The following is a 24,281-nucleotide window of genomic DNA, read 5'->3' as shown; positions in this document are numbered from 1 at the left end:
CCCCATGACTTCACGCACTGCCACGCCGGTCGCTTGCCTACTGGGGCCCACCGCATCCGGCAAGACCGCCGCCGCGCTCGCGCTGGCCGCGCGGCGGCCGGTGGAAATCATTAGTGTGGATTCGGCGCTGGTCTATCGCGAGATGGACATCGGCACGGCAAAACCGACGGCGCAAGAGCGCGCGGCGGCGCCGCATCATCTGATCGACATCGTCGATCCGGCCAACGCCTATTCAGCGGCCGAATTTCGCGCGGATGCGTTGCGCCTGCTGGGCGAGATCAGCGCGCGCGGGCGAGTGCCGTTGCTGGTCGGCGGGACCATGCTGTACTACAAGGCGCTCACGCAAGGACTGAACGACCTGCCGCCCGCCGACGCCGAGCTTCGCGCCTCGCTCGACGCCGATGCCGCGCGCGAAGGCTGGCCCGCAATGCATGCGCGGCTTGCCGCGCTCGACCCCGTGACGGCCGCTCGTCTTGCGCCAAACGATTCGCAGCGGATTCAGCGGGCGCTGGAAGTGTTCATGTTGACCGGCCAGCCGATGTCCGCGTTGCTGGCCGCGCCGGCTCGGGTGGACAACGCCGCTTCGGCGTGGCGCTTCGTGCCGGTTGCGCTGGAACCTTCCGATCGAAGCGTGCTGCACGCGCGCATCGAAAAGCGCTTCGACGCGATGCTGGCGGGCGGCTTCGTCGATGAAGTGGTGAAACTGCGCGAGCGTGGGGATTTGTCGCCGGAGATGCCGTCGATGCGTTGCGTGGGCTATCGGCAGGTATGGGAATATCTCGACGGAGCCGTCGATTATTCGACCATGCGGGACAAGGGAATCTTCGCTACGCGGCAACTGTGCAAGCGGCAGCTTACGTGGCTGCGGAGCATGACTGAGCGGGTAGTGATCGATTGCTGCGACCCGCACGCTACCGCGCGGGTGCTCGATGTGATTGAAGCGTTGATCTGAATCGCTATCGGCTCCGCGCGGCGCTTGAAACTTCCACGCCGCGCAGGCAAACGAGCCTTGGGTTAAACCACGACCGTTTGAGCTTCGCCCGGCGCGCTTTCGCGAATCGCGCCGATTTTCCAGACCTGTTCACCGGCTGCGGACAACAGCCCGATCGCCGCGTCCGCATCCGCGGCGGACACCACCACCGCCATCCCGATGCCGCAGTTGAACACGCGGTGCATTTCGGCATCCGCCACGCCGCCGTGCTTTTGCAGCCACGAGAACAGCGGCGGCAACGGCCAGCCGCGATGATCCAGCTCAGCCGTCAGGCCTTCACGCAAAACGCGCGGAATGTTCTCGACGAGCCCGCCGCCGGTAATGTGCGCCATACCCTTCACGGCGATCTGCTGCATCACGGCGAGCAACGGCTTCACATAGATATGCGTGGGCGCCATCAGCGCGTCGGCGAGTGAGCGGCCGTCGAAATCCGCATTCAGATCAGGCTGCGCGCGCTCGATGATCTTGCGCACCAGCGAAAAACCGTTCGAATGAATCCCGCTCGAAGCCAGCCCCAACACCACGTCGCCGGGGGCGATCGTGCTGCCGTCGATAATCTTGCTCTTTTCGACCGCGCCGACCGCGAAGCCGGCCAGATCGTACTCGCCGTCCGGATACATGCCCGGCATTTCCGCCGTCTCGCCGCCGATCAGCGCGCAGCCCGCCAGTTCGCAACCATATGCGATACCCTTCACGACCGTGGCCGCCGTACCGACGTCCAGCTTGCCGCACGCGAAGTAGTCGAGGAAGAACAGCGGCTCGGCGCCTTGCACGAGAATGTCGTTCACGCTCATCGCCACCAGGTCCTGGCCGACGGTGTCGTGTTTGTTCAGTTGAAACGCGAGGCGCAGCTTCGTGCCGACACCGTCGGTGCCCGACACCAGCACCGGCTCCTTGTAGCGCTTCGGCACTTCGAACAGCGCGCCGAACCCGCCGATGCCGCCCAGCACGCCGTCGCGCATCGTCTTTTTGGCAAATGGCTTGATCGCGTCGACAAGGGCGTCGCCCGCGTCGATGTCCACGCCGGCGTCGCGATACGACAAACCTTGGGCGTCAGGGGCGGATTTCGGTTGATTCATGGGGAAGAGCGAGAAGGTCGGTAAAATGCGATTTTACCCGATGCCGGCCGGTTGGCTGGATTTCACGCGTTCCGACGACACCTGGGAAACAAACTTTGCAACAGAACTCCTCGATCCTGACGCCCGTTCAGCGCCGCGCCTTCATCTGGCTGGCCATCGCACTGGGCGTCGGCATTTTGCTGTGGCTCCTGAGCCCGGTCCTCACACCGTTTCTGCTCGGCGCGATTCTCGCGTACATTCTTCAGCCTGGCGTCGCGTGGATGGTGCGCCGGCGTGTGCCGCGCGCCGTCGCCGCGTTGCTGATGATGCTGCTGTTCACGCTCCTCATGACCATGCTCGTACTGCTGGTGCTGGCCGTCGTCCAGAAAGAAGCGCCGCAACTCAGGCAGCAGGTTCCGGTGCTGTTCACGCATATCAACGCGTGGCTGCAACCGAAACTCGCGCTGCTGGGCCTTGCCGATTCGCTCGATTTCGCCAGCATCCGCGATCTCGTGATGGGGCAACTGGAAGGCAGCGCGCAAACCGTCGCGCTTTACGTGTGGACCTCCGTGCGCACCAGCGGCAACGTCATGATGACGGTGGTCGGCAACGTCGTGATGGTGCCGCTCGTGCTGTTCTATCTGCTGTACGACTGGAATCGCATGCTCGCGCGCATGCAGGCCGTCGTGCCGCGCCGCTGGCTCGACAAGACGCTGCAACTCGCGCGCGACATGGACCAGATGCTGTCGCAATACCTGCGCGGCCAGTTGCTCGTCATGGGCGTGCTCGCCGTGTACTACGCGGTCGCGCTGACCATCGCCCGCTTCGAGATCGCGTTGCCGGTCGGCATTTTCACGGGTCTCGCGGTGTTCATCCCGTACATCGGTTTCGCCACCGGTCTCGCGCTGGCGCTGCTCGCGGCGCTCCTGCAATTCGGCGACTGGTATGGCTTCGGCGCGGTCGCGCTGATTTACGGCGTCGGCCAGATCGTGGAGAGCTTCTTTCTCACGCCGCGCCTCGTCGGCGAACGCATTGGCCTGCACCCGCTTGCGGTCATCTTCGCGCTGCTTGCGTTCGGCCAGCTGTTCGGCTTTTTCGGCGTGTTGCTGGCGCTGCCGGTCAGCGCGATTCTCTCGGTGGCGATGCGCGAGTTGCGGCAAAGCTATCTGACGAGCACGCTTTACAACAACTGACGGGTCATTGACTTGTCATCGACTGTTTAGGGCCCGAGGTTCGGGCCATTCGCGGCCCAAGCCTCATTTTCGGCATCAACCTACTGTGCTTCGTCAACTGACGCTCGATCTCGGCACCCCGCCGCCATCGACATTCGATAATTTCTTCGCCGGCGCCAACGCCGAACTGGTCACGCGGCTGCGCGAGCTCGACAACGCGCTCGCGGCCGGGCCGGTGGCCGATCGCACCTTCTATATCTGGGGCGAAGCCGGCAGTGGCCGCACGCATCTTTTGCAGGCGCTGGTGCACGAAGCGCCGCCGGGCCATGCGCGCTATGCGGGTCCCCAGAGCAGTCTCGCCGCCTTCACGTTCGACCCGCGCGTCGCGCTGTATGCGATCGACGATTGCGACGCTTTGTCGGCCGCGCAGCAGATCGCCGTGTTCAATCTCTTCAACGAAGTGCGCGCGCATCCCACGAGCGCGCTGGTCGCCGCGGGCAACGCGCCGCCGATCGGCATGACGGTGCGCGAGGATTTGCGCACGCGGCTCGGCTGGGGCCTCGTGTTCCATCTGGCGCCGCTGCCGGACGAAGACAAGGCCGCCGTGCTGAAGCACGCGGCGCGCGAGCGCGGCATCATGCTCGCCGACGACGTGCCCGCCTACCTGCTCACGCATTTTCGCCGGGACATGCCGAGCCTGATGGCGCTGCTCGACGCGCTCGACCGCTTCTCGCTCGAACAGAAGCGCGCCGTCACGCTGCCGCTTTTGCGCACCATGCTCGCCAAGCCGGACGCCGACGAACGGCGCGCGGCGTCCGCTTCGTCTGCGTCACCCGCCGCTTCAAGTAAAATAGGCCCTCATGGCTAATCTCGCACTCTTCGATCTCGACCACACCCTCATTCCCACTGACAGCGACCACGAATGGGGCCGCTTTATGGTGAAACACGGCATGGTCGACGCCGACAATTTCGCCCGTGAAAACGACCGCTTTTACGCCGACTACAAAGCCGGCCAGCTCGACATTCACGCTTACCTGATCGCCATGCTCACGCCGCTCGCCAAGTACACGCGCGCGCAGCTCGCCGACTTTCACGCGCAGTACATGCACGAAGTCATCACACCGGCGATCCAGCCGGTCGCGCTGGAACTGGTGAAGCAACATCAGGAAGCGGGCGACCTCTGCTGCGTGGTCACGGCCACCAACGAATTCATCACCCGTCCGATCGCGCAAGCGTTCGGCGTCGACACGCTGATCGCCTGCGAAGTGGAAACCGTCGACGGCCAGCCGCATTCGCCGTACACCGGCCGCCCCACCGGCATGCCGAGCTACAAGGAAGGCAAGATCGCGCGCACCGAGGCGTGGCTCGCCTCGCTCGGCAAGACGTGGAGCGACTTCGAGCGCAGCTATTTCTATAGCGACTCGCACAACGACATTCCGCTGCTCGAAAAGGTCACCGATCCGATCGCGACCAATCCCGACGACACATTGCGCGCCCATGCGCAGGCCAAAGGCTGGCGCATCCTCGAACTCTTTCAATCCACGTGATCAAAAAATTTATCCGCAAGCTATTCGGCCAGGACTCGGCGCCCGCTGAGGACACCCCATCCGCCGAAGCCGAAGCAGACGAAACCGGCAGCGCACCGGCACGCCATGCAGCAGGCGCCTCAGGCGCCGGCAAGACACGCCGCAAACCCGCCCGCGGCGGCGCGGCGGTCAAAACCGTGCCCGATCCCGATGTACCGGTCATCATTCCGCACGACGTGCACGGCATCGATCAGGCGCTGATCTCGAGAAACGCGATTCGCGTGACCGAAGGGCTGCAACAGGCGGGGCACCGCGCGTTCATCGTCGGCGGCGCGGTGCGCGATCTGCTGCTCGGCATCAAGCCGAAAGACTTCGACGTCGCCACGGACGCCACGCCCGAACAGGTGCAGAAGCTGTTTCGCCGCGCGCGCATCATCGGCCGGCGGTTTCAGATCGTGCACGTGCAGTTCGGCCAGGAAATCATCGAAACCTCCACGTTCCGCGCGCTGGTCGATCCGCCGGCCGCCGACGCGCCGCCGCAGCGCCGCCTGAAGCGCGACGAACTCGACCGCCGCACGCACGCCGTGGACGCGAGCGGGCGCGTGCTGCGCGACAACGTCTGGGGCGAGCAGCACGAAGACGCCACGCGCCGCGATTTCACGATCAACGCGATGTACTACGATCCGGCCACGCAAACCGTGCTGGATTATCACAACGGCATGGCCGACATGCGCGCGCGCCTCTTGCGCATGATTGGCGACCCGGCCACGCGTTATCGCGAGGATCCGGTGCGCATGCTGCGCGTGGTGCGTTTTGCCGCGAAGCTCGACTTCGAGATCGAGCACACGACGCGCGCGCCGATCGCCGACATGGCGGATCTGATCAACAACGTGCCCGCCGCGCGTCTTTTCGACGAGATGCTCAAGCTGATGCTGTCGGGCCACGCGCTCGCCTGCCTGAAGCGTCTGCGCCAGGAAGGCCTGCATCATGGCCTGCTGCCGTTGCTCGATGTGGTGCTGGAGCAACCCACCGGCGAAAAATTCATCACGCTTGCACTCACCAACACGGATGCTCGAGTGCGCGCCGGCAAACCGGTGTCGCCCGGCTTCCTGTTCGCCACGCTGCTGTGGCACGACGTGCAGCAGCGCTGGCAGAAATTTGAAGCGAACGGTGAATATCCGGTGCCCGCGCTGCATCGCGCGATGGACGAAGTCCTCGATATGCAAACCGGGAAACTTGCGATCCATAAGCGCTTTTCGGCGGACATGCGCGAAATCTGGGGCCTGCAGTTGCGCCTCGAAAAACGCTCGGGAAGGAGCGCGCTGAAGCTGCTGGAACACCAAAGATTTAGAGCGGGGTATGATTTCCTCCTGTTGCGCTGCGAATCGGGTGAACTCGACGAGTCGGTCGGTGCGTGGTGGACGGAGTTCATCGAAGGAGACGTCGCGGCGCGTGAGGCCTTGCTCACGCAAGGCGGGAAGGACCGGAGTCCCCGAAAACGACGGCGGCGCAGCAGTGGCGCCAGGAACCGCAATGCGGGCGACGGAATGGAGGGCGGCACGCCAGCCGAACGCACAGCCAACGAAGCGGGCCATGACGGTTCGCACGAAAACTGACCTCGCGTTCGCTGAAGCCGTCGAACGATAGTTGCAGGAAGTTATGCCATGACGGTTGCTTATCTCGGCCTCGGCGCGAATCTCGGGGACGCGCGCCAGACCCTGAAAGACGCGGTGGTGTGCCTCGCACAACAGCACGCCATCACCGTGCTCGCCAAGTCGAGCCTGTATCGCACTGCCCCGATCGACGCGGGCGGTGACGATTATTTCAATTGCGCCGTGAAGATCGAAACGGCGCTCCCCGTGCGGCACCTGCTTGCGCTGTGCCATAAGATCGAGCATCAGTTCGGCCGTGAACGGCCGTTTCGCAACGCACCGCGCACGCTCGATCTCGACATCCTGCTCTACGGCGATCAATCGATCGACGAACCCGATCTGATCGTGCCGCATCCGCGTCTGATCGAACGCGCCTTTGCGCTCGTGCCGCTGATCGAAATCGACGCGGCGCTCATCATCCCGCAGCATGGCCGCGCGGACGGGTTGCTCGCCGGCGTCGCCGATCAGCGTATCGAAAAGGTCAAATCAACCTGCCAGTGTCCGATGCTCAATGCGTTCGCGACAGGCGCCGGCACGGACAGCAAAGGCCGCTGCGAATGAATTCTCCACCGCTTACCGTCACCGCGCCGCATCTGCGGCCTCCGTTCGGCTATCTCGCGATCGAAGGGCCGATCGGCGTCGGCAAGACGTCGCTCGCGCGGCGCCTCGCGCAACGCTGGTCGATGCAGGAAATGTTCGAGCGGCCGCAGGACAATCCCTTTCTCGAACGCTTTTATCGCGACACCACGCGTTACGCATTGCCCGCGCAGTTGCACTTCGCGTTGCAACGCGCTCAGCAGGCGCAGGAAGTGAGCGTGGCGCATGTGTCGGGCACGCCGCTGATCGCCGACTTCATGACGCAGAAGAACGACATCTTCGCGCGTCTGACGCTGCAGGAGGACGAGTGGCACCTGTATCGCGCGCTCGCCGCGCGGCTCGAGGTGAGCGCGCCGGCGCCGGACTTCGTGGTCTATCTGCAGGCCAGTCCCGAGGTGCTGTTCGCGCGCATTCAAAAGCGCGCCGTGCCGATGGAACTGCAGATTTCCGATGCGTATCTGCACGCGCTGTGCGACGCGTACAACGAGTTCTTCTATCACTACGACAGCACGCCCGTGTTGACGGTCAACGCCGAACATCTGAATCCGCTCGACTCGGACGCGGACCTTGCGCTGCTCGCCGAACGCATCGAAACCATGCGCGGCCGCAAGGAATTCTTTGTCAAAGGCACGTCGCTTTAAGCGGCTCGGCCACCTCTTTTTCCAACGGATTGACCCATGACCTATTTGCAGGATGCGAGCCGGAACGCCATCACCGTGCCGAAACTGCAGGCAATGCGCGATGCCGGCGAAAAGATCGCCATGCTCACGTGTTACGACGCGAGCTTCGCCGCGTTGCTGGATCGCGCGGGCGTCGACGTCATGTTGATCGGCGATTCGCTCGGCAACGTGTTGCAAGGTCAGACGACCACATTGCCGGTGACGTTGGCGGACATCGCGTATCACACAGCGAGCGTCGCGCGGGTGCGGCCTTCGGCGCTGGTGGTCGCCGACTTGCCGTTCGGCACCTACGGTACGGCGGAAGATGCCTTCCGCAGTTCGGTGGAATTGATGCGCGCCGGCGCGCAGATGGTGAAGCTCGAAGGCGGCGAATGGCTCGCGGACACGGTGCGTTTTCTGGTCGAGCGCTCGATTCCCGTGTGCGCGCACGTTGGGCTCACGCCGCAGTCGGTGCACGCGTTCGGCGGCTTCAAGGTGCAAGGGAAAACCGAGGCGGGCGCGAGCCAGCTGCTGCGGGATTCGCTCGCGGTGCAAAATGCCGGCGCGCAATTGATCGTGATCGAGGCGGTTCCGACGCTGCTCGCGAGCGAAGTGACGAAACAACTGCGGATTCCGACGATCGGCATCGGCGCGGGTCTGGATTGCTCGGGTCAGGTGCTGGTGCTGCACGACATGCTGGGCATTTTCCCCGGCAAGCGGCCACGCTTCGTGAAGGATTTCATGCACGGCCAGCCGAGCATTCTGGCCGCGGTGGAAGCGTATGTGCGCGCGGTGAAGGACGGCTCGTTTCCTGGGCCTGAGCACATGTTCTGATTTGACTGTCGCGGCTCGGCGGTTCGGTCGCCGAGGCCGCGGTTTGTTTTTGCGGACGCGCGCGGGTGGCTCCGCGTTCCGGTTTTAGCGGACGATCCGCGCCGGCAACGCGCCGCGCAACGCGTTGCAGATCAGCAATGCTTCGGCGTTCAGCACGTCGGCCCGCGTAAGTATTTTTTCAGCCGCTCGCAGGCCCGAATCCTCTTCCAGCAACACGCTTCGCATCACGCCGGGCAGCACGCCCGACGCGAGCGGCGGCGTCCACCACCGCCCTGCCAGCTTCACAAAGACATTCGAGCGGCCGCCTTCGGTCAGCTCGCCCCGCTCGTTGAAAAACAGCGTGTCGAATGCGCCCTTCGCTTCGGCTTCACGCCAGCCTCGATCGTATTCGGCCCGGCGCGTGGTCTTGTGGCGCAGCAGCGCGTCGTCGGCTCGTGTGGCGGGAAAATTGTGGTCCGGGCCGAGCAGTACGCCGACCGTTTGGTCGGAGTCTGAGCGGGCTAGCGGCGTCAGCACCGCGGCGGTGATGTGAATCGCGCCGTTTTTGCTCAATGCGAGCCGCATGCGGTGCGGGGTTTGCGGCGGCAGCGCCTCGCATTTCGCTGCAAGCTGCGCGCGAAGTTCGCTTTCCTCGCCGAGTCCGAAGCCCAGCGCCGCCGCGCTCGACGAGAGCCGCGCGAAATGCCGCGACAGATATCGCACGCCCTCTTCCCGCGTCGCGTGCATCGTTTCGAATAGCTCGAAGCCAGGGTCGGCGCCGGTCAGGAAGCGCGCCTTCAATTGGCATTCCGCATATTCGTCGGCGGGGACGCTGTCGAGCACGATGCCCGCGCCGATGCCGAGCTTGCCTTGCAGTTCGGCTGACCGGGCCGTCGTCGGCTTGAGAACCAAGGTGCGGATCGCGACCGACAGGCAGAAGTCGCCGCAGGCGTTTTCGCGTGCGTCGGGATTCGATGCGGACGACGTGGCGGCCTCGTCGTGGCCAGGCGCCGGCGCATCGAGCCAACCGATCGCCCCTGTGTAAAGATCGCGCGGCGTGCTTTCGAGCTCGTCGATCAACTGCATCGTGCGATGCTTCGGCGCGCCGGTGATCGAGCCGCACGGAAACAGCGCGCGCATGATTTCGGCGAACGAGGTGCCCGCGCGCAACGTTGCCTGCACCGTGGATGTCATCTGCCAAACCGAGGCATATGGCTCGACGGAAAACAGTGCAGGCACTTTGACGGACCCCGTTTGCGCGACCCGCGAAAGATCGTTGCGCAGCAGGTCGACGATCATCACGTTTTCGGCGCGGTTTTTCGGATCGTTGCCGAGGAATTCGGCCGCGGCGCGATCGGCCGCCGGATCGGCCGAGCGCGACGCCGTGCCTTTCATCGGCCGGGCGCGCAACGTCGAACCTGCCTTCTCGATGAAAAGTTCCGGCGAGCACGACAGCACCCAACGATTTGCCGGCAACGCGATCAGCGCGCCGTACCGAACCGGCTGCCGGGTTCTCAAGCGCCGATACAGCGCCGCGGGCGAGCCGAACACATCGAAGCCGAGCCGATAGGTGTAGTTGACCTGATAGGAATCGCCCGCGCGCAAGGCGGCATGGATCGCGTCGATCGCCTGGTTGAATTGCGCCGCATCGACGCTCGCGCTCACGTTGGCCGTGCCCGCCACTGAGGGCTCAAGCGCGCCGCCATCGCGCGCCATGAGCCACGCGTCGACCTCGTCGCGCGAAAGTTTCTCGCAACGTTCGAACAATAAAAAACGCAGCGCGGCATCGCCACGCTGCGTTTTCATGAAGTGCCGGGAATTCCCGTCGAGAAGCAGATTACGGCCGAATTCATAGTCGGCCAGCACGATGGCATGCAATCCGCGCCGGCTCTCGGCAGCCACGGTTTCACACACGGCTTCGAGCTGCGCGGAATCCGCACAAACGAGCTCATGCGAAAAACCCGTGTAGAGACGGCTCGAGCGCCGCGCCGCCGTCGCGTCGCAATCGTCGAGCAATGCGAAAACCGCGTCGCGCTCATCCGCCGTCATGCTGACCGCCAAAATCAAACCGCCATCAATCGAAGAAGCTCTTCACCCGGTCGAACCAGCTTTTGCTTTGGGGACTATGCCGCGCGCCGCCTTCCACCAGCGCCTTCTCGAACTGCTGAAGCAACTCGCGCTGCGACTCGGTGAGCTTGACCGGCGTTTCCACTTGCACGTGCACGTACAGATCGCCGGCAATGCTGGAACGCAGCCCCTTGATACCCTTGCCGCGCAGACGGAACGTCTTGCCCGACTGCGTGCCCTCCGGCACCGTGAAGCTGGCGCGCCCCGCCAGCGTGGGCACTTCGATCTCGCCGCCGAGCGCCGCCGTGGTGAAGGGAATCGGCATCTGGCAATGCAAATCGTCGCCGTCGCGTTCGAATACCGAATGCTGCTTGATGTGAATCTCGACGTACAGATCGCCCGACGGACCGCCGTTGATACCCGGCTCGCCGTTGCCGGCGGAGCGGATGCGCATGCCGTCGTCGATACCTGCCGGAATCTTCACTTCGAGCGTCTTGGTTTCCTTCACCTTGCCGGCGCCGTGGCAGTGGGCGCAGGGCTCGGGAATATAGGTGCCGGTGCCGTGGCATTTCGGGCAAGTCTGCTGGATGCTGAAAAAGCCCTGCGACATGCGCACCGCACCGGAGCCGCTACAGGTCGGGCAGGTTTCGGGCTTGGTGCCGGGCTTCGCACCCGAGCCGTGACAGACTTCGCACGATACCCAGCTCGGCACGCGAATCTGCGTGTCGTAGCCGTGCGCGGCCTGTTCCAGCGTGATTTCCATGCTGTAGCGCAGATCCGCGCCGCGATAGACCTGCGGGCCGGCCCGGCCGCCACCGCCGCGTGCGGCGCCGCCGGCCGCCTGACCGAAGATGTCGCCGAAAATATCGCCGAACGCATCGGCAAAACCGCCGAAGCCCTGCGCACCGGCTCCGCCCATATTCGGATCGACGCCGGCGTGGCCGTACTGATCGTACGCGGCACGCTTTTGCGAGTCCGAGAGCATTTCATAGGCTTCCTTCACCTCCTTGAAATGCCCTTCCGCATCCTTGTTGTCCGGATTGCGGTCAGGGTGGTGCTTCATCGCAAGCTTGCGATAAGCCTTCTTGATTTCGTCGTCGCTCGCGTTCTTCGCAACGCCCAGAACCTCGTAGTAATCCCGTTTCGCCATATCGGTTCAACGCCACTCGCGCAATACGGCGCGGTGGCTCCTCTTGAATGCTGGAGTCTCACGACTCGTCCGGCCGCTGTTCACGCCGCTTTCAGGCGGCTAAAACAACGCCCTCCATAAAACAAATGTGCCCGGAGAGCCCAAAAGGCTCGCCAGGCGAGATAACCGCTCTTGCACGTTCGCGAGACCAGAACGGCTCGGTCCCTTGTGCAGCCGGGCCGCACACATCGCTGTGTGCGGCTTTACGGTCGAAATGCGACCTGGCTTTAGTCTTTCTTGACTTCCTTGAACTCGGCGTCGACCACGTCGTCCTGCTGCTGGCTCGCGCCGCCCGCCGATGCACCCGCGCCAGCCGCGCCCGCTGCCGCGGCTTCAGCGCCTTGCGCTGCCTGCATGTCGGCGTACATCTTCTCGCCCATCTTCTGCGAGGCCGTGGCTACCGCTTCGATCTTGGCTTCGATCGTCGCCTTGTCGCTCGAACCGCTCTTCAGCGCCTCTTCGAGCTCCTTCAACGCGGTTTCGATCTTTTCCTTCTCGGCGGCTTCCAGCTTGTCGCCGTATTCGGTGAGCGCCTTCTTCGTGCTGTGGACCAGCGCGTCGCCCTGGTTGCGGGCGTCGGCCAGCTCACGCAGCTTGTGATCTTCTTCCGCGTTCGCTTCTGCGTCCTTCACCATCTTCTCGATCTCGGCTTCGGACAGACCCGAGTTCGCCTTGATCGTGATGCGGTTTTCCTTGCCGGTCGCCTTGTCTTTCGCGCCGACATGCAGAATGCCGTTCGCGTCGATGTCGAAGCTCACTTCGATCTGCGGCGTGCCGCGCGGCGCCGGCGGAATGCCTTCGAGGTTGAACTCGCCCAGCAGCTTGTTGCCGGCCGCCATTTCGCGTTCGCCCTGGAACACCTTGATCGTCACGGCGCCCTGATTGTCGTCGGCCGTCGAATAGACCTGCGCGTGCTTGGTCGGGATCGTGGTGTTCTTGTTGATCATCTTCGTCATCACGCCGCCGAGCGTTTCGATGCCGAGCGACAGCGGGGTCACGTCGAGCAGCAGCACGTCCTTGCGGTCGCCCGACAGAACCTGGCCTTGAATCGCGGCGCCAACGGCCACGGCTTCGTCCGGGTTCACGTCGCGGCGCGGATCCTTGCCGAAGAATTCCTTGACCTTTTCCTGCACCTTCGGCATGCGCGTCATACCGCCGACCAGAATCACGTCGTCGATTTCGCCGACCTTCACGCCCGCGTCCTTGATCGCCACGCGGCACGGTTCGATCGTGCGCTCGATCAGCTCCTCGACCAGCGCCTCGAGCTTCGCACGCGTGATTTTCAGGTTCAAGTGCTTCGGACCCGACGCGTCGGCCGTGATGTACGGCAGGTTGATTTCGGTTTGCTGGCTCGACGACAGCTCGATCTTGGCCTTTTCCGCCGATTCCTTCAGGCGTTGCAGCGCGAGCACGTCTTTCGACAGATCGACGCCTTGCTCTTTCTTGAACTCGCCGATGATGTAATCGATGATGCGCTGGTCGAAGTCCTCACCGCCGAGGAACGTATCGCCGTTCGTGGACAGCACCTCGAACTGCTTTTCACCGTCGACATCCGCGATTTCGATGATCGACACGTCGAACGTGCCGCCGCCCAGGTCGTACACCGCGATCTTGCGGTCGCCCTTCTCGTTCTTGTCGAGGCCGAATGCGAGCGCGGCCGCGGTCGGCTCGTTGATGATGCGCTTCACTTCGAGACCGGCGATGCGGCCTGCGTCCTTGGTTGCCTGACGCTGGCTGTCGTTGAAGTACGCGGGAACCGTGATCACCGCTTCGGTGACCGGCTCGCCGAGGTAGTCTTCAGCCGTCTTCTTCATCTTGCGCAGCACTTCCGCGGAGATTTGCGGCGGCGCCAGCTTCTGCTCGCGCACTTCGACCCATGCGTCGCCGTTATCGGCCTTCATGATCTTGTACGGCATCAGGCCGATGTCTTTCTGCACTTCTTTTTCTTCGAAGCGGCGGCCGATCAGGCGCTTGACCGCGTACAGCGTGTTCTTCGGGTTCGTGACCGACTGACGCTTCGCGGGCGCGCCGACGAGAATCTCGCCGTCTTCCATGTAAGCGATGATCGACGGCGTGGTGCGCGCACCTTCCGAGTTCTCGATCACCTTGACCGAATTGCCTTCCATGATCGCCACGCACGAGTTGGTCGTGCCGAGGTCGATGCCGATAATTTTGCCCATTTTTACTAATCTCCTGACTTTGATCGCTGCGGAAAGCGCCGTTTTTGCCGTGTGGCGGTCAGGCGCTCCGCTCTCAATTCATAACCTGCACTCAACATAAGTGCGTCCGCATCGTTTTCAAGACCTCTTTTGCGATGCGGTCTTTAATTTTTTCAATCAGCCGAACTTTTGTCCGAATTCGCGCCACTGCCGTCTGACGACGCGGCACCGCTCGCATTGGCCGCCCGGGTCTTGTCCCGCGCGGCCGCGACCGCCGCCTGGAACTGCCCGAGGCCGTGCCAGCCGGTCGCCCGGCCGAGCCGCTTGCCGCGGTGAAAGAAAAACCAGGTGGGCACGCCGTGAAGCATGAAGCGCCGGCCCAGTTCACGATGCTCGTAGACGTTGCTGTGAAACCATTTGAGCCCGAGCGCGCGAATCGCGTCGGGCTGCGCCAGCATGGCCTTCTTGGCGATCTCGCAGTTGAAGCAGTCGAGCCCCCAGAAAAACACCACGGCCAGTGCGTCCCCCGCTTCCGCGAGCCCGGCGTCGAACGATGCGGCGCTGAGTTCCCGCATGTCGAACACCGTGAAGGCGGTGGCGTCGACGGGAATGTTCATCATGACGGCGGCTATGCGAAACGGCTGACCGGAACCCCGCGACGCTTACTTCGGCGCCGCGACGGTCACGAGCGCCGGGCGCAGCACGCGGTCGGCGATCACGAAACCCTTTTGCAGCACCGCGACCACGGTGTTCGGCTCCTGGTCGGCCGGCACCATCGAAATCGCCTGATGACGGTGCGGATCGAACTTCTCGCCCACCGGGTTCAAGGCGACGACGCGGCCCTTCTCCAACGCGCCATTGAGCTGGCGCAACGTGAGTTCGACGCCTTCGCGCACCTTCTGCAGATCGTCGGACGAGTGGGCAACCGCCGCTTCGAGACTGTCGACCACCGGCAGCAGATGCTCAGCGAAATTTTCGATTGCGAATTTATGGGCCTTGGCCACGTCTTCCTGCGCACGGCGGCGCACGTTCTCGGTCTCCGCCTTGGCCCGCAGGAAGCTTTCCTGCAACTCGGCGATCTTCGCCTCGGCTTCGGCCAGCGCGGCTTGCGCGGCGGCTGCGGGCGCCTCGGCGGCGGCGCCCGCGGCTGCCTCGTCCTGTTGCGGAGCAGTTGCCTCGGGAGCCTCTGCGGCCTGGCGCGCGGCTTCGTCGGCGGGCGTGGGATTCTGGCTCGTCGGGTTCTCTTGCGTGTTTTCCATGTCGCTGAAAGTCGTTAAAAAGTAAAAGCCAACGGTGGTGGCGGCGCCCAACAACCGGTGCCATTCGTGCGTTGCAATATTGCGACAACAACCGGGCGCGGATTGGGCGCGTCACCGCGTATCGCCACCGCAGATGGGGCCGGAAAGACCCGTTTCAAGCGCCTCTGCCCGAACTTTTCACGCCGCTGACGCGTGGCGGAAATGCGCCGTTACAACCATTGGATCGGCGCAATCAGATTGAGATTGAGTGCGACCAACAAGTGGCCTATGCTCCAATAAAGCATCGGAAAAGACGTGTTAACCCTAGTCTGACAAGCGCCTTTCCGACATTTTTCAAATTCCAACCGAAACGCCCGTTTCTATCCTGCAACGTCCCGAGGGGAGTACCGTGAAACTGACCTTTGCAATCTCGGTGGTCGCCTTGGTACTGATTGCAGGCACCACGACCATCTGCATGTCCGGCGCTGTCAACGATCGCACGACCGAATACGGCGGCGTGAACGCGACCTTGGAACAACTGTTCTGTTTAACCGCCACCTGACAATTTGTCGATAGTGCGCCGGTCGCGCTTGGTCGGCCTGCCGTGCAATGCGGCGGCCGGTTCGCGATACGTCTTGCGCCGTTCCTGCTCGGCCTGCCGCTTTACCTTGCTCTCACCGGTTTCCGCATAAAGCGTCTGCGCGACGCTCGCGGGGCCGCGCACGTCGCACACGCCCAGCACTTCCACCTGCCACACGATCCGTTCGATCTCGATCTCGACCAGATCGCCGACCCGCACGTCCTTGCTCGGCTTGACGGTCGCGCCGCCGATGCGCACGTGCCCCTTGTCGACCGCGTCCGCCGCCAGCGAGCGCGTCTTGAAGAAGCGCGCCGCCCACAGCCATTTGTCGATGCGCAGCCTCGCGCCCGGTTCAGTGGAGATCCTGTAATTCATGAGCCTCGGTCAAGCCCCTGTCGTATGCGGCACCGGCACCGCCTGCACCGGCCAGCCTTGCAAATTCTGCGCGACGATTTCGCCGAGCGCCGCGATCCACGCTTGCGACGCATTCAGGCAGGCGATCCGGTGAAACTCCTTGCCGCCCGCATGCAGGAACTCGTCGCGCACTTCCATGCCGATTTCCTCGATGGTTTCCAGGCAATCGGCGGTGAAGCCTGGACAGAACACATCAGCACGCCGCACGCCCGCCGCGCCCAATTCCTTCAGCGTGGGCGCAGTGTACGGCTGCAGCCATTCGGCCTTGCCGAAGCGCGACTGGAAAGTAATGCGGCATTCCACCGGCGTCAGTTCGAGCGCCTGCATCAACAAGGCGCCGGTCTGCTGGCATTGCTCGTGGTACGGATCGCCGAGATCGAGCGTGCGCTTGGGCACGCCGTGAAAACTCAGCACCAGCTTGTCGCCCGCCGCGAAGTCAGGCCGGCCATGCTGATGCCAGTATTGACGCACCTGCGCGGCGAGGGCGGCAATATAGGCCGGATGGTCGGCGTAATGCCGCACCGTGCGGATTTCCGGCTGGTTGCGCATGCGCTTGAGAGCCGAAAAAGCATCGTCGAACGCGGTGGCCGTGGTGGACGACGAGTATTGCGGATACATGGGCATGAGCAGCACGCGCTCGGCGCCCGCCAGCTTCAACTGGTTCAGCATGGCCGGAATGCCGGGCGTGCCGTAACGCATCGCGTAGTCGACCAGCACCGTGTAATCGTTCAATTGCAACAGATGGCGCAACGCCTCCACCTGCTTCTCCGTATGCACGCGCAACGGCGAGCCCTCGGGCATCCAGACCGCCGCGTATTTCTTCGCCGACGCCCGGCCGCGCAACGGCAAGATCAGCAGACGCAGAATCACCTGCCAGAGCAAGGCGGGAATCTCGACCACGCGGGGATCGGACAGGAACTGCGCCAGATAGCGGCGGACCGCGCGCGGCGTCGGCGCGTCCGGCGTGCCGAGATTGATCAGCAGCACGGCGACACGATGTGACGTGGCGTTCTGTGAAGGCCGCTCGAGGTCGAAGCGCATAGGCAGGAGGGGTAACCGCTTTGGGCGGAAAGTCGGTTCAGGTGGGATTCATTATAGCGGCGCGGTTCCCGGCGAGGTCCGCCGGAGACCCCTGGCCATTCGGCCAATTGGCAAGCCGGGCGCCGTCGCGCATCATGTGCGGCACGAACCTCCGCGGCCGCGATGGGCGGCCGTGTTACTGCTGGCTGAGGGTGAGGGAAAGCAGACGCGCCGTGATATCCACGATCGGGATCACGCGGTTGTAGGCCATGCGGGTCGGCCCGATGACGCCGAGCGTGCCGACGATCTTGCCGTTCACCTCGTAGGGCGCGGTGACGACGCTCATTTCCTCGATCGGCACCAGGTTCGACTCGCCGCCGATGAAAATCTGCACACCCGCCGCATGGCTCGACACGTCGAGCAATTGAAGGAGACTCGTCTTTTGGTCGAACACATCGAACAGCTTGCGCAAGCGCGCCATGTCCGAGGACAGATCGGCGACTTCCAGCAGGTTGCGCTCGCCGGAAATCAGCACGGTCTCGCCGGTGTCGGCTTCGTCCGTGCTGGCGGTGACGGCGGCGTGCATCAGCGTGGTCATGTCGCCGCGCAGTTCGTCGATTTCCTCACGCAGGCGGCGGCGCACCTCGTCGAACGACAGGCCAGCGAAGTGCGCGTTGATGTAATTCGAGGCTTCAACCAGTTGCGACGGCGAGAAGTCGCGCTGGGTGGCCATGATGCGGTTCTGCACGTCGCCTTCCGGCGTCACGATGATGAGCAGGATGCGCTTGTCGGACAGGCGCATGAATTCGATCTGCTTGAACACATGGCTGCGCCGCGGTGTGAGCACCACGCCGGCGAACTGCGACAGATTGGAGAGCACGCTCGCCGCCGCGGCGACGATTTTCTGCGGTTCGCCCGCCTGCAGCGTAGTCTTGACGGTACGCATCACGGCTTCTTCGTCCGCGGCGGATTCCACCGTCAGCATCGTATCCACGAAGAGCCGGTAGCCGCGCGGAGTAGGAATGCGGCCCGCCGACGTATGCGGACTGATCACGAGCCCCAGGTCCTCGAGATCGGACATCACGTTGCGGATCGTGGCCGGACTCAGTTCGAGGCCGGAATAGCGTGACAACGTGCGCGAGCCGACCGGCTGACCTTCGGCGATGTAGCGCTCGATCAGCGTTTTGAGGAGGGTTTGTGCGCGAGGATCTAGCATGACGGAAAATTTTAGCTCAATGACAGCGCTACCGCGAGCGCTAACGGCGCCCGCCCCTAACGGCCGCGCCGCAAGCCGGCGGGACGGCGTTTCGCATTCGCTGCGGCGCGCGTGCCAGCCCGCGGTTCGGCGCTTCGTCCAGCGTTCTTGCGCCCGCGCGATCCAGTGGCGGCGCGAAGTCCATCGCTCGGTACAGCGCCTCGCCGGCCGCCAGTCCGACGAATCCGACGGCAGCGCGCCGCCGCACTTTACCCGGCGCGCATGTCATCAAGGCTTCACCATTCTAACGACAATCGCGCGATACGCTGACAGCCCGCTCCAGCCGGCCCGCCACCGGGTCTGTCTGCGGTTCTTTTCAGGCCCCACCTATGGTGTAATGCCGGCATGCAAGTAACCAGCCAGTTCAAGACCGTTGCGCTCGTCGGGCGCAACAACACGCCGGGCATCGGCGAGCCGCTGACCGAGCTCGCCGCGTGCATCGCGAAGCGCGGCTTCGACGTCGTGTTCGAAGCCGAGACGGCCGCTGAAATCGGCATCACCGACTACCCGGCGTTGCGTCCCGCCGAGATCGGCGCGCGCGCCGACGTCGCCGTGGTGCTGGGCGGCGACGGCACCATGCTCGGCATCGGCCGTCAGCTCGCGCCTTACCGCACGCCGTTGATCGGCATCAACCACGGGCGGCTCGGCTTCATTACCGACATTCCGATCTCCGACATGCGCGAGACCGTGCCGCAAATGCTGTGCGGCAACTTCGAGCGCGAGGAACGCATGCTGCTCGAAGCGCGCATCATGCGCGGCGGCAACCCGATCTATCACGCGCTGGCCTTCAACGACGTGGTGGTGAACCGCAGCGGCTTCTCGGGCATGGCGGAACTGCATGTCTCGGTGGACGGGCGCTTCATGTACAACCAGCGTTCCGACGGCCTGATCGTCGCCACGCCGACCGGCTCGACCGCTTACGCGCTTTCTTCACAAGGGCCGATCCTGCATCCGCAGTTGCAGGGCATCGTGCTGGTGCCGATCGCGCCGCACGCGCTGTCGAACCGGCCGATCGTGCTGCCGGACGATTCAAAGGTGAGCATTCAGATCGTCTCGGGCCGCGAAGTGAACGTCAATTTCGACATGCAGTCGTTCACCTCGCTCGAACTGAGCGACACGATCGAAGTGCGCCGCTCGCGCCATACCGTGCCGATTCTGCATCCGGTCGGCTACAGCCATTACGCGACGCTGCGAAAGAAGCTGCACTGGAACGAATACCCGTCACACGAAGAAGACGACAAACCCTGAGCGGCCGGCAATCACTGGAACGCGAACGCCGCCGCTGCCGAACCCTGAATCTCACGCTCACCAGACGACCTCCATGCTTCGCCATCTCTCGATACGCGACTTCGTCATCGTCGCCGCGCTCGATCTCGAATTCGACAGCGGCTTTACCGTTTTCTCCGGCGAAACCGGCGCCGGCAAGTCGATCCTGATCGACGCGCTGGCGCTCGCGCTTGGCGCGCGCGCCGATGCGAGCGTGGTGCGCACCGGCGAGAGCCGCGCCGACATCACCGCCGAGTTCGAGACGCATGCGCAAGTCGAGCAGTGGCTCGACGAGCAGGCGCTCGGGGCCACCGCCGACGACGGCCAACACGGCGGCACGGTGATGCTGCGGCGCGTGGTGGACGCGAATGGCCGCTCGCGGGCGTTCATCAACGGCACGGCGGCGACGCTGGCGCAACTGCGCGAAGTCGGCGAAATGCTGGTGGATATCCACGGTCAGCACGCGCATCAATTGCTGATGCGGCCGGACGCGCAACGCGAACTGTTCGACACGCACGCGGGTTTGACCGAGACCGCCGCGTCGGTAACGCGGGCGTGGCGCACGTGGCGCGAAAAGGTTCAGGCAGTCGAGCACGCGCAAACGCGCGACCGCGAGTTGCAACTGGAGCGCGAGCGCCTTGCATGGCAGCTCGCCGAACTGGACAAGCTCGCACCCCAGCCGGGCGAATGGGAGGAGGTCAACAGCGAGCATCGGCGGCTGTCGCATTCGGCCAATCTGATCGACGGCGTGCAAGGCGCGCTCGCCGCGCTGTCCGAATCGGACGAGGCGATGATCACGCACCTTGCGTCGATCATCTCGAAGATGCGCGACCTGGCCGAGATCGATCCGGCGCTGAACGACGTGCTGGCCGCGCTCGAGCCGGCCGAGATCCAGTTGCAGGAAGCGGCGTATTCGCTCAGTCATTACGCGCAAAAGCTCGAACTCGACCCGGACCGTCTCGCGCAAGTCGAAAAGCGTCTGGACGCATTGCATTCGGCCGCGCGCAAATTCCGCTTGCAGCCCGAAACGCTGCCCGAGGAACACGAAGCGCGCCGCGCGCAACTGGCCGCGCTCGACGCCGCCGCCGATCTCGATAGCCTGCACGCCGCCGAAGCCCAGGCCCGCGAAGCCTTCCTGGCCGAAGCGAAAAAACTGTCGAAAGCGCGCGCCAAAGCCGGCAAGGCGCTCGGCGCGGCGGTCACCACCGGCATGCAGGAACTGTCGATGAAAGGCGGCAGCTTCGAGGTGGCGCTGGTGCCGCTACCCGAAGGCGGCGCACATGGACTCGAGCAGGTGGAGTTCCGCGTCGCCGGTCATGCCGGCGTGCCGCTGCGGCCGCTCGCGAAGGTTGCCTCAGGCGGCGAACTGGCGCGCATCAGCCTCGCGCTGGCGGTGATCGCGAGCGCCGCCAGCCCGACGCCCACGCTGATCTTCGACGAAGTGGATACCGGAATCGGCGGCGGCGTCGCCGAAGTGGTCGGGCGTTTGCTGCATCAACTCGGGCAAGCGCGCCAGGTGTTGTGCGTGACGCACTTGCCGCAGGTCGCGGCACGCGGCGACCATCATTTCCAGGTGGCGAAGGCGGGCAACGGCAAGGGCGGCACGGTCAGCAGCGTGATCTCGCTCGACAAGGCGAGCCGCGTGGAAGAAGTCGCGCGCATGCTTGGCGGCCTGGAAATCACCGCGACCACCCGCAAGCACGCGAAGGAAATGCTGGCGGCGTAGCGTAATTGTGCGAGGACAGGGGAATCGCAGCGGCGCACCGAACCGCGCCCCCCCAGCCAACGCAGCGCCTTACCCCTCACCCGAACACCCGCTTCCACAGCGCCAGCACCGCCTTCCGTTCGGCGGCAACCAACGCCGGATCGACCCGCGCCTTCTCCATCCCGTCCAGCCGCAGCTTGTGCTGCAACTTGCGGTAAGTGCGATAAGCCGCGCCGACCGTCTCCGCTTCCGCCTCGCTCATCAAGCCAAGGCCCGACACTTCGCGCAGCAGCGCGATGTTGCCGGTGTTGCGGATCAGCGCGGGATCGCTCGCCGCGTGCAACAGCACCCAGTACTGCACGGCGAATTCGATATCGACCATGCCGCCGCGGTCGTGCTTCAGATCGAACAGCGGCGTGGGGTTCGGATGCCCCGCCTCGACGCGCTCACGCATCTCCACGATCTCGTTCGCAAGCGGCGCGGCTTCGCGCTGCGTCGTGAGCACCTGTTCGCGGATCGCCTCGAACTTCGCGCCGATCTCGGCATCGCCCGCGCAGTACCGCGCGCGGCTCAATGCCTGGTGCTCCCAGACCCAGGCGGTATTCGCCGCGTCGCCCTCGCGCAACTGGTAGCGGCGGAACGCGTCCAGATCGGTAACGAGCAGACCCGACTCGCCGTTCGGCCGCAAGCGCAAGTCGACGTCGAATAGCGTGCCGGCGCCGGTCGCGGTCGTGAGCCATGTGATGAGGCGGCGGGTATAGGTGGAATAGACGTCGGCTGCGGCATCGTCGGGATCGTCGTAAAGGAAGATCACGTCGAGGTCGGACGCGTAGCCCAGTTCCTTGCCGCCCAGCTTGCCGTAGGCGATCACCGCGAAGCGCGGCGCCTCGCGGTGGCGTTTGGGCAACTGCTTCCAGACCGCTTCGAGCGTGACGTCGAGCACGGCGTCGGCGAGTTCGGACAGGCGGTCGCTCACATGCTCGACGCTCAGCTTGCCCGCGAGGTCGATCAGCAGGATACGAAACACCTCGGCCTGGTGAGCGTGGCGCAATAGATCCATCTGCTGCTCGACGCCGTCGGCGGCGGCGAGGCGCACGCGCAGCGAGCGCTTGAACTCGGGCCAGTCGAACGGACTGTTGATCGCCTCGTCGTCCAGCAGTTCGTCGAGCAACTGGGGATGCCGGATCAGGTAGCCCGCGGCCCAGCGCGAGGCGCCCAGCACCGACAGCACCTGGTGCAGCGCTTGCGGATATTCGGTCAGCAACGCCAGATACGCGCCGCGCCGGCCCACCGCCTCGAGCAGATCGAACAGGCGCGCCACCGTGTCGCCGCGCCGCTCGGGCGGCTCCAGCGTGCGAGCGGCATCGAGCGCGCGCTGCGCGACGATGTCGAAGCGTTGCCGGCTGCGCTCGGCCAGCCCCGCATAACGCGACGACTGCCACACCCCGCGCAGCCGCGCGAGCAATTCGCCCGGCTCGGCAACGCCGAGTTCGGTGAGGCGCGCCCGCAGGGCATCTTCCGCGCTGTCGTCGGCGAGCGCGCTGCTCCACACCCACGCGGCGGCGCCGTCTTCGGGCGCGCCGCAGCCGTCGCGGCCGCTCACCTTGTCGGCGAAAATCTGGTCGAACTGCTGCTCGACGAATTCGCGGTGCGCGTCGAGCTTCGTCATCAGCGCGGCATAACTATCGCAACCCATCGCGCGAGCGAGCGCCGCGCGCTCCTCGGCATCGACCGGCATCGCGTGGGTCTGCGCATCGTTGCGGTACTGGAGCCGATGCTCGAGTTCGCGCAGGAAGCGATAGGCCTGCGAGAGCTTCACGCAGACCGCCGAGTCGATCAGCCCATGCGTGGCCGCATAGCGCAAGACGGCAAGCGTCGGCCGCACCCGGAAACCGGCGTCCTGGCCGCCGCGAATCAACTGAAACACCTGCGCGCTGAATTCGATCTCGCGGATGCCGCCGCGCCCGAGCTTGATGTCGTCGGCCTTGTCCGGCCGCATCGACGCACGGCGCTGCGCCTCCTGGCGAATCTGCAGATGGAGCGCGCGAATCGCGCTGATCACGCCGAAGTCGAGATAGCGCCGATAGACGAACGGCGTGACGATCGCGTCGAGCTGCTTCTGCAATCGCCGCGCCGCGTCGCTCGCGCCTTCGGACACGAGCCGGCCCTTGATCCACGCATAGCGCTCCCACTCGCGGCCCTGCACGTAGAAATACTCTTCGAGCATGCCGAGACTGGAGACGAGCGGCCCCGAGTCGCCGTTCGGCCGCAAGCGCATGTCGACGCGGAACACATAACCATCCGCGGTGACTTCGGCGAGTGCGCCGATCAGGCGCTTGCCGAGGCGCGTGAAAAAATCCTGAGTGGGGATCGGCGCGCGCTGGCCGCCCGCGGTCTCGCCGTCCTCTTCGTAGACGAAGATCAGATCGATGTCCGACGACACATTCAACTCGCGCCCGCCGAGCTTGCCCATGCCCACGACGCCGAGCGCAAGCCGCTCGCCTTGCGGTCCGCGCGGCTCGCCGTACAACGTTTCCAGTTCGGCGGACAACACCGCGAGCGCGCGCTGGATCGTCGTCTCCGCCAGATCGGTCATTGCCCCGGTGACTTCGGCGACGTCCGCCTCGCCGGTCAGATCGCGCTCCATCACGGCGCAGAACACCTCGGTGCGCAACTGCCGCAAGGCCCGCTTGAGCGCGTCCTCGCTCAACGGAGCGCCGCTCGCGCCGGCGGCTTCGGCGCACAGCGCGTCAAAGCGCGCGTCGATGCGCTCACGGGTCAGCGGCATGGCGGCAAGCGCCGCCACGTGCGCCGCGAGTCGCGGACGGGCCGCCACCGCACGCGCCGCGTAATGCGAATAGTTGGAACTCAGTAGTGTGGCGTCAGTCATCAAGGATCTGGCTCGCTCGTTGCTTGATTA

At 64.6% G+C, this 24,281-nt stretch carries 21 protein-coding genes; 11 read left to right on the top strand and 10 right to left on the bottom strand.

Features of this window, described 5'->3' with window-relative positions:
* Positions 1 to 4: 4 nt before the first annotated feature.
* Positions 5 to 952: a tRNA (adenosine(37)-N6)-dimethylallyltransferase MiaA gene (gene miaA / locus CUJ90_RS02595; protein WP_114163415.1), complete on the top strand. Its 948-nt coding sequence runs from the start codon at positions 5 to 7 to the stop codon at positions 950 to 952.
* Positions 953 to 1,014: 62 nt separating this feature from the next.
* On the opposite strand, the gene purM is transcribed toward miaA, so the two are convergent.
* Entirely contained in the window at positions 1,015 to 2,070 is a 1,056-nt protein-coding gene (purM, locus tag CUJ90_RS02590) for a phosphoribosylformylglycinamidine cyclo-ligase (protein WP_073428193.1), read from the bottom strand.
* 95 nt (positions 2,071 to 2,165) lie between these two features.
* On the opposite strand from purM, the gene CUJ90_RS02585 reads away from it, so the two are divergent.
* The 7 genes from CUJ90_RS02585 to panB all read left to right on the top strand — a co-directional run bounded on the left by CUJ90_RS02585 (position 2,166) and on the right by panB (position 8,489).
* On the top strand, positions 2,166 to 3,242 hold the full coding sequence (locus tag CUJ90_RS02585) for an AI-2E family transporter (protein ID WP_073428194.1): 1,077 nt from the start codon (positions 2,166 to 2,168) through the stop codon (positions 3,240 to 3,242).
* Positions 3,243 to 3,327: 85 nt separating this feature from the next.
* Entirely contained in the window at positions 3,328 to 4,089 is a 762-nt protein-coding gene (gene hda, locus CUJ90_RS02580; RefSeq protein WP_073428195.1) for a DnaA regulatory inactivator Hda, read from the top strand.
* Positions 4,082 to 4,768: a histidinol-phosphatase gene (locus CUJ90_RS02575; RefSeq protein WP_073428196.1), complete on the top strand. Its 687-nt coding sequence runs from the start codon at positions 4,082 to 4,084 to the stop codon at positions 4,766 to 4,768. The genes hda and CUJ90_RS02575 overlap by 8 nt, the downstream gene beginning before the upstream one ends.
* Positions 4,765 to 6,363, top strand: a complete 1,599-nt coding sequence (gene pcnB / locus CUJ90_RS02570; RefSeq protein ID WP_114161911.1) for a polynucleotide adenylyltransferase PcnB — start codon at positions 4,765 to 4,767, stop codon at positions 6,361 to 6,363. Before CUJ90_RS02575 ends, pcnB begins: the two co-directional genes overlap by 4 nt.
* Positions 6,364 to 6,411: 48 nt before the next feature.
* Positions 6,412 to 6,960, top strand: a complete 549-nt coding sequence (gene folK / locus CUJ90_RS02565; protein ID WP_083084550.1) for a 2-amino-4-hydroxy-6-hydroxymethyldihydropteridine diphosphokinase — start codon at positions 6,412 to 6,414, stop codon at positions 6,958 to 6,960.
* Positions 6,957 to 7,637, top strand: coding sequence for a deoxynucleoside kinase (locus CUJ90_RS02560; RefSeq protein ID WP_073428199.1), 681 nt, complete (start codon positions 6,957 to 6,959; stop codon positions 7,635 to 7,637). The genes folK and CUJ90_RS02560 overlap by 4 nt, the downstream gene beginning before the upstream one ends.
* A gap of 36 nt (positions 7,638 to 7,673) precedes the next feature.
* On the top strand, positions 7,674 to 8,489 hold the full coding sequence (panB, locus tag CUJ90_RS02555) for a 3-methyl-2-oxobutanoate hydroxymethyltransferase (protein WP_083084552.1): 816 nt from the start codon (positions 7,674 to 7,676) through the stop codon (positions 8,487 to 8,489).
* Positions 8,490 to 8,573: 84 nt separating this feature from the next.
* Here the strand turns inward: panB and pabB are convergent, their stop codons facing one another.
* The 5 genes from pabB to grpE all read right to left on the bottom strand — a co-directional run bounded on the left by pabB (position 8,574) and on the right by grpE (position 15,142).
* A complete protein-coding gene (pabB, locus tag CUJ90_RS02550; protein WP_114163414.1) occupies positions 8,574 to 10,517 on the bottom strand; it encodes an aminodeoxychorismate synthase component I in 1,944 nt (647 codons plus the stop codon).
* Positions 10,518 to 10,542: 25 nt separating this feature from the next.
* Positions 10,543 to 11,685, bottom strand: a complete 1,143-nt coding sequence (gene dnaJ / locus CUJ90_RS02545; protein ID WP_073428201.1) for a molecular chaperone DnaJ — start codon at positions 11,683 to 11,685, stop codon at positions 10,543 to 10,545.
* 266 nt (positions 11,686 to 11,951) lie between these two features.
* Positions 11,952 to 13,904, bottom strand: coding sequence for a molecular chaperone DnaK (dnaK, locus tag CUJ90_RS02540; RefSeq protein WP_073428202.1), 1,953 nt, complete (start codon positions 13,902 to 13,904; stop codon positions 11,952 to 11,954).
* A 152-nt stretch (positions 13,905 to 14,056) separates the two neighbouring features.
* Positions 14,057 to 14,503: a thioredoxin family protein gene (locus tag CUJ90_RS02535; RefSeq protein WP_114161910.1), complete on the bottom strand. Its 447-nt coding sequence runs from the start codon at positions 14,501 to 14,503 to the stop codon at positions 14,057 to 14,059.
* A 42-nt stretch (positions 14,504 to 14,545) separates the two neighbouring features.
* Positions 14,546 to 15,142, bottom strand: a complete 597-nt coding sequence (gene grpE, locus CUJ90_RS02530; RefSeq protein ID WP_073428204.1) for a nucleotide exchange factor GrpE — start codon at positions 15,140 to 15,142, stop codon at positions 14,546 to 14,548.
* 388 nt (positions 15,143 to 15,530) lie between these two features.
* On the opposite strand from grpE, the gene CUJ90_RS32780 reads away from it, so the two are divergent.
* Positions 15,531 to 15,683 (top strand): hypothetical protein, encoded by a 153-nt coding sequence (locus CUJ90_RS32780; RefSeq protein ID WP_167363274.1) that lies wholly within the window; start codon positions 15,531 to 15,533, stop codon positions 15,681 to 15,683.
* Here the strand turns inward: CUJ90_RS32780 and CUJ90_RS02525 are convergent.
* The 3 genes from CUJ90_RS02525 to hrcA form a co-directional block, all read right to left on the bottom strand.
* Positions 15,669 to 16,076, bottom strand: coding sequence for an RNA-binding S4 domain-containing protein (locus CUJ90_RS02525; RefSeq protein WP_073428205.1), 408 nt, complete (start codon positions 16,074 to 16,076; stop codon positions 15,669 to 15,671). The genes CUJ90_RS32780 and CUJ90_RS02525 overlap by 15 nt on opposite strands.
* A 9-nt stretch (positions 16,077 to 16,085) precedes the next feature.
* Positions 16,086 to 17,156, bottom strand: coding sequence for a ferrochelatase (gene hemH / locus CUJ90_RS02520; protein ID WP_083084556.1), 1,071 nt, complete (start codon positions 17,154 to 17,156; stop codon positions 16,086 to 16,088).
* 175 nt (positions 17,157 to 17,331) lie between these two features.
* Positions 17,332 to 18,351 (bottom strand): heat-inducible transcriptional repressor HrcA, encoded by a 1,020-nt coding sequence (gene hrcA, locus CUJ90_RS02515; RefSeq protein ID WP_073428207.1) that lies wholly within the window; start codon positions 18,349 to 18,351, stop codon positions 17,332 to 17,334.
* Between the two features lie 384 nt (positions 18,352 to 18,735).
* On the opposite strand from hrcA, the gene CUJ90_RS02510 reads away from it, so the two are divergent.
* Together CUJ90_RS02510 and recN are read left to right on the top strand one after the other, a co-directional pair.
* Positions 18,736 to 19,638, top strand: a complete 903-nt coding sequence (locus tag CUJ90_RS02510; protein ID WP_073428208.1) for an NAD kinase — start codon at positions 18,736 to 18,738, stop codon at positions 19,636 to 19,638.
* 73 nt (positions 19,639 to 19,711) lie between these two features.
* Entirely contained in the window at positions 19,712 to 21,382 is a 1,671-nt protein-coding gene (gene recN / locus CUJ90_RS02505) for a DNA repair protein RecN (protein WP_114161909.1), read from the top strand.
* A 76-nt stretch (positions 21,383 to 21,458) separates the two neighbouring features.
* Here the strand turns inward: recN and glnE are convergent, their stop codons facing one another.
* Positions 21,459 to 24,251 carry a bifunctional [glutamate--ammonia ligase]-adenylyl-L-tyrosine phosphorylase/[glutamate--ammonia-ligase] adenylyltransferase gene (glnE, locus tag CUJ90_RS02500; RefSeq protein WP_114161908.1) on the bottom strand — a complete coding sequence of 931 codons (2,793 nt, stop codon included), beginning with the start codon at positions 24,249 to 24,251 and terminating at the stop codon, positions 21,459 to 21,461.
* Positions 24,252 to 24,281 lie beyond the last annotated feature (30 nt).

The organism is Paraburkholderia terricola, from assembly GCF_003330825.1.
GTDB classification, from domain to species: Bacteria; Pseudomonadota; Gammaproteobacteria; order Burkholderiales; family Burkholderiaceae; genus Paraburkholderia; species Paraburkholderia terricola.
This window is presented reverse-complemented; position numbering and strand designations above follow the sequence as displayed.

Coding starts and splice junctions, on each gene's coding strand:
- miaA (WP_114163415.1), top strand. CDS start 5: ATGACTTCACGCACTGCCACGCCGGTCGCTTGCCTACTGGGGCCCACC.
- purM (WP_073428193.1), bottom strand. CDS start 2,070: ATGAATCAACCGAAATCCGCCCCTGACGCCCAAGGTTTGTCGTATCGC.
- CUJ90_RS02575 (WP_073428196.1), top strand. CDS start 4,082: ATGGCTAATCTCGCACTCTTCGATCTCGACCACACCCTCATTCCCACT.
- folK (WP_083084550.1), top strand. CDS start 6,412: ATGACGGTTGCTTATCTCGGCCTCGGCGCGAATCTCGGGGACGCGCGC.
- CUJ90_RS02560 (WP_073428199.1), top strand. CDS start 6,957: ATGAATTCTCCACCGCTTACCGTCACCGCGCCGCATCTGCGGCCTCCG.
- panB (WP_083084552.1), top strand. CDS start 7,674: ATGACCTATTTGCAGGATGCGAGCCGGAACGCCATCACCGTGCCGAAA.
- pabB (WP_114163414.1), bottom strand. CDS start 10,517: ATGACGGCGGATGAGCGCGACGCGGTTTTCGCATTGCTCGACGATTGC.
- dnaJ (WP_073428201.1), bottom strand. CDS start 11,685: ATGGCGAAACGGGATTACTACGAGGTTCTGGGCGTTGCGAAGAACGCG.
- dnaK (WP_073428202.1), bottom strand. CDS start 13,904: ATGGGCAAAATTATCGGCATCGACCTCGGCACGACCAACTCGTGCGTG.
- CUJ90_RS02535 (WP_114161910.1), bottom strand. CDS start 14,503: ATGATGAACATTCCCGTCGACGCCACCGCCTTCACGGTGTTCGACATG.
- grpE (WP_073428204.1), bottom strand. CDS start 15,142: ATGGAAAACACGCAAGAGAACCCGACGAGCCAGAATCCCACGCCCGCC.
- CUJ90_RS02525 (WP_073428205.1), bottom strand. CDS start 16,076: ATGAATTACAGGATCTCCACTGAACCGGGCGCGAGGCTGCGCATCGAC.
- hemH (WP_083084556.1), bottom strand. CDS start 17,156: ATGCGCTTCGACCTCGAGCGGCCTTCACAGAACGCCACGTCACATCGT.
- hrcA (WP_073428207.1), bottom strand. CDS start 18,351: ATGCTAGATCCTCGCGCACAAACCCTCCTCAAAACGCTGATCGAGCGC.
- CUJ90_RS02510 (WP_073428208.1), top strand. CDS start 18,736: ATGCAAGTAACCAGCCAGTTCAAGACCGTTGCGCTCGTCGGGCGCAAC.
- recN (WP_114161909.1), top strand. CDS start 19,712: ATGCTTCGCCATCTCTCGATACGCGACTTCGTCATCGTCGCCGCGCTC.
- glnE (WP_114161908.1), bottom strand. CDS start 24,251: ATGACTGACGCCACACTACTGAGTTCCAACTATTCGCATTACGCGGCG.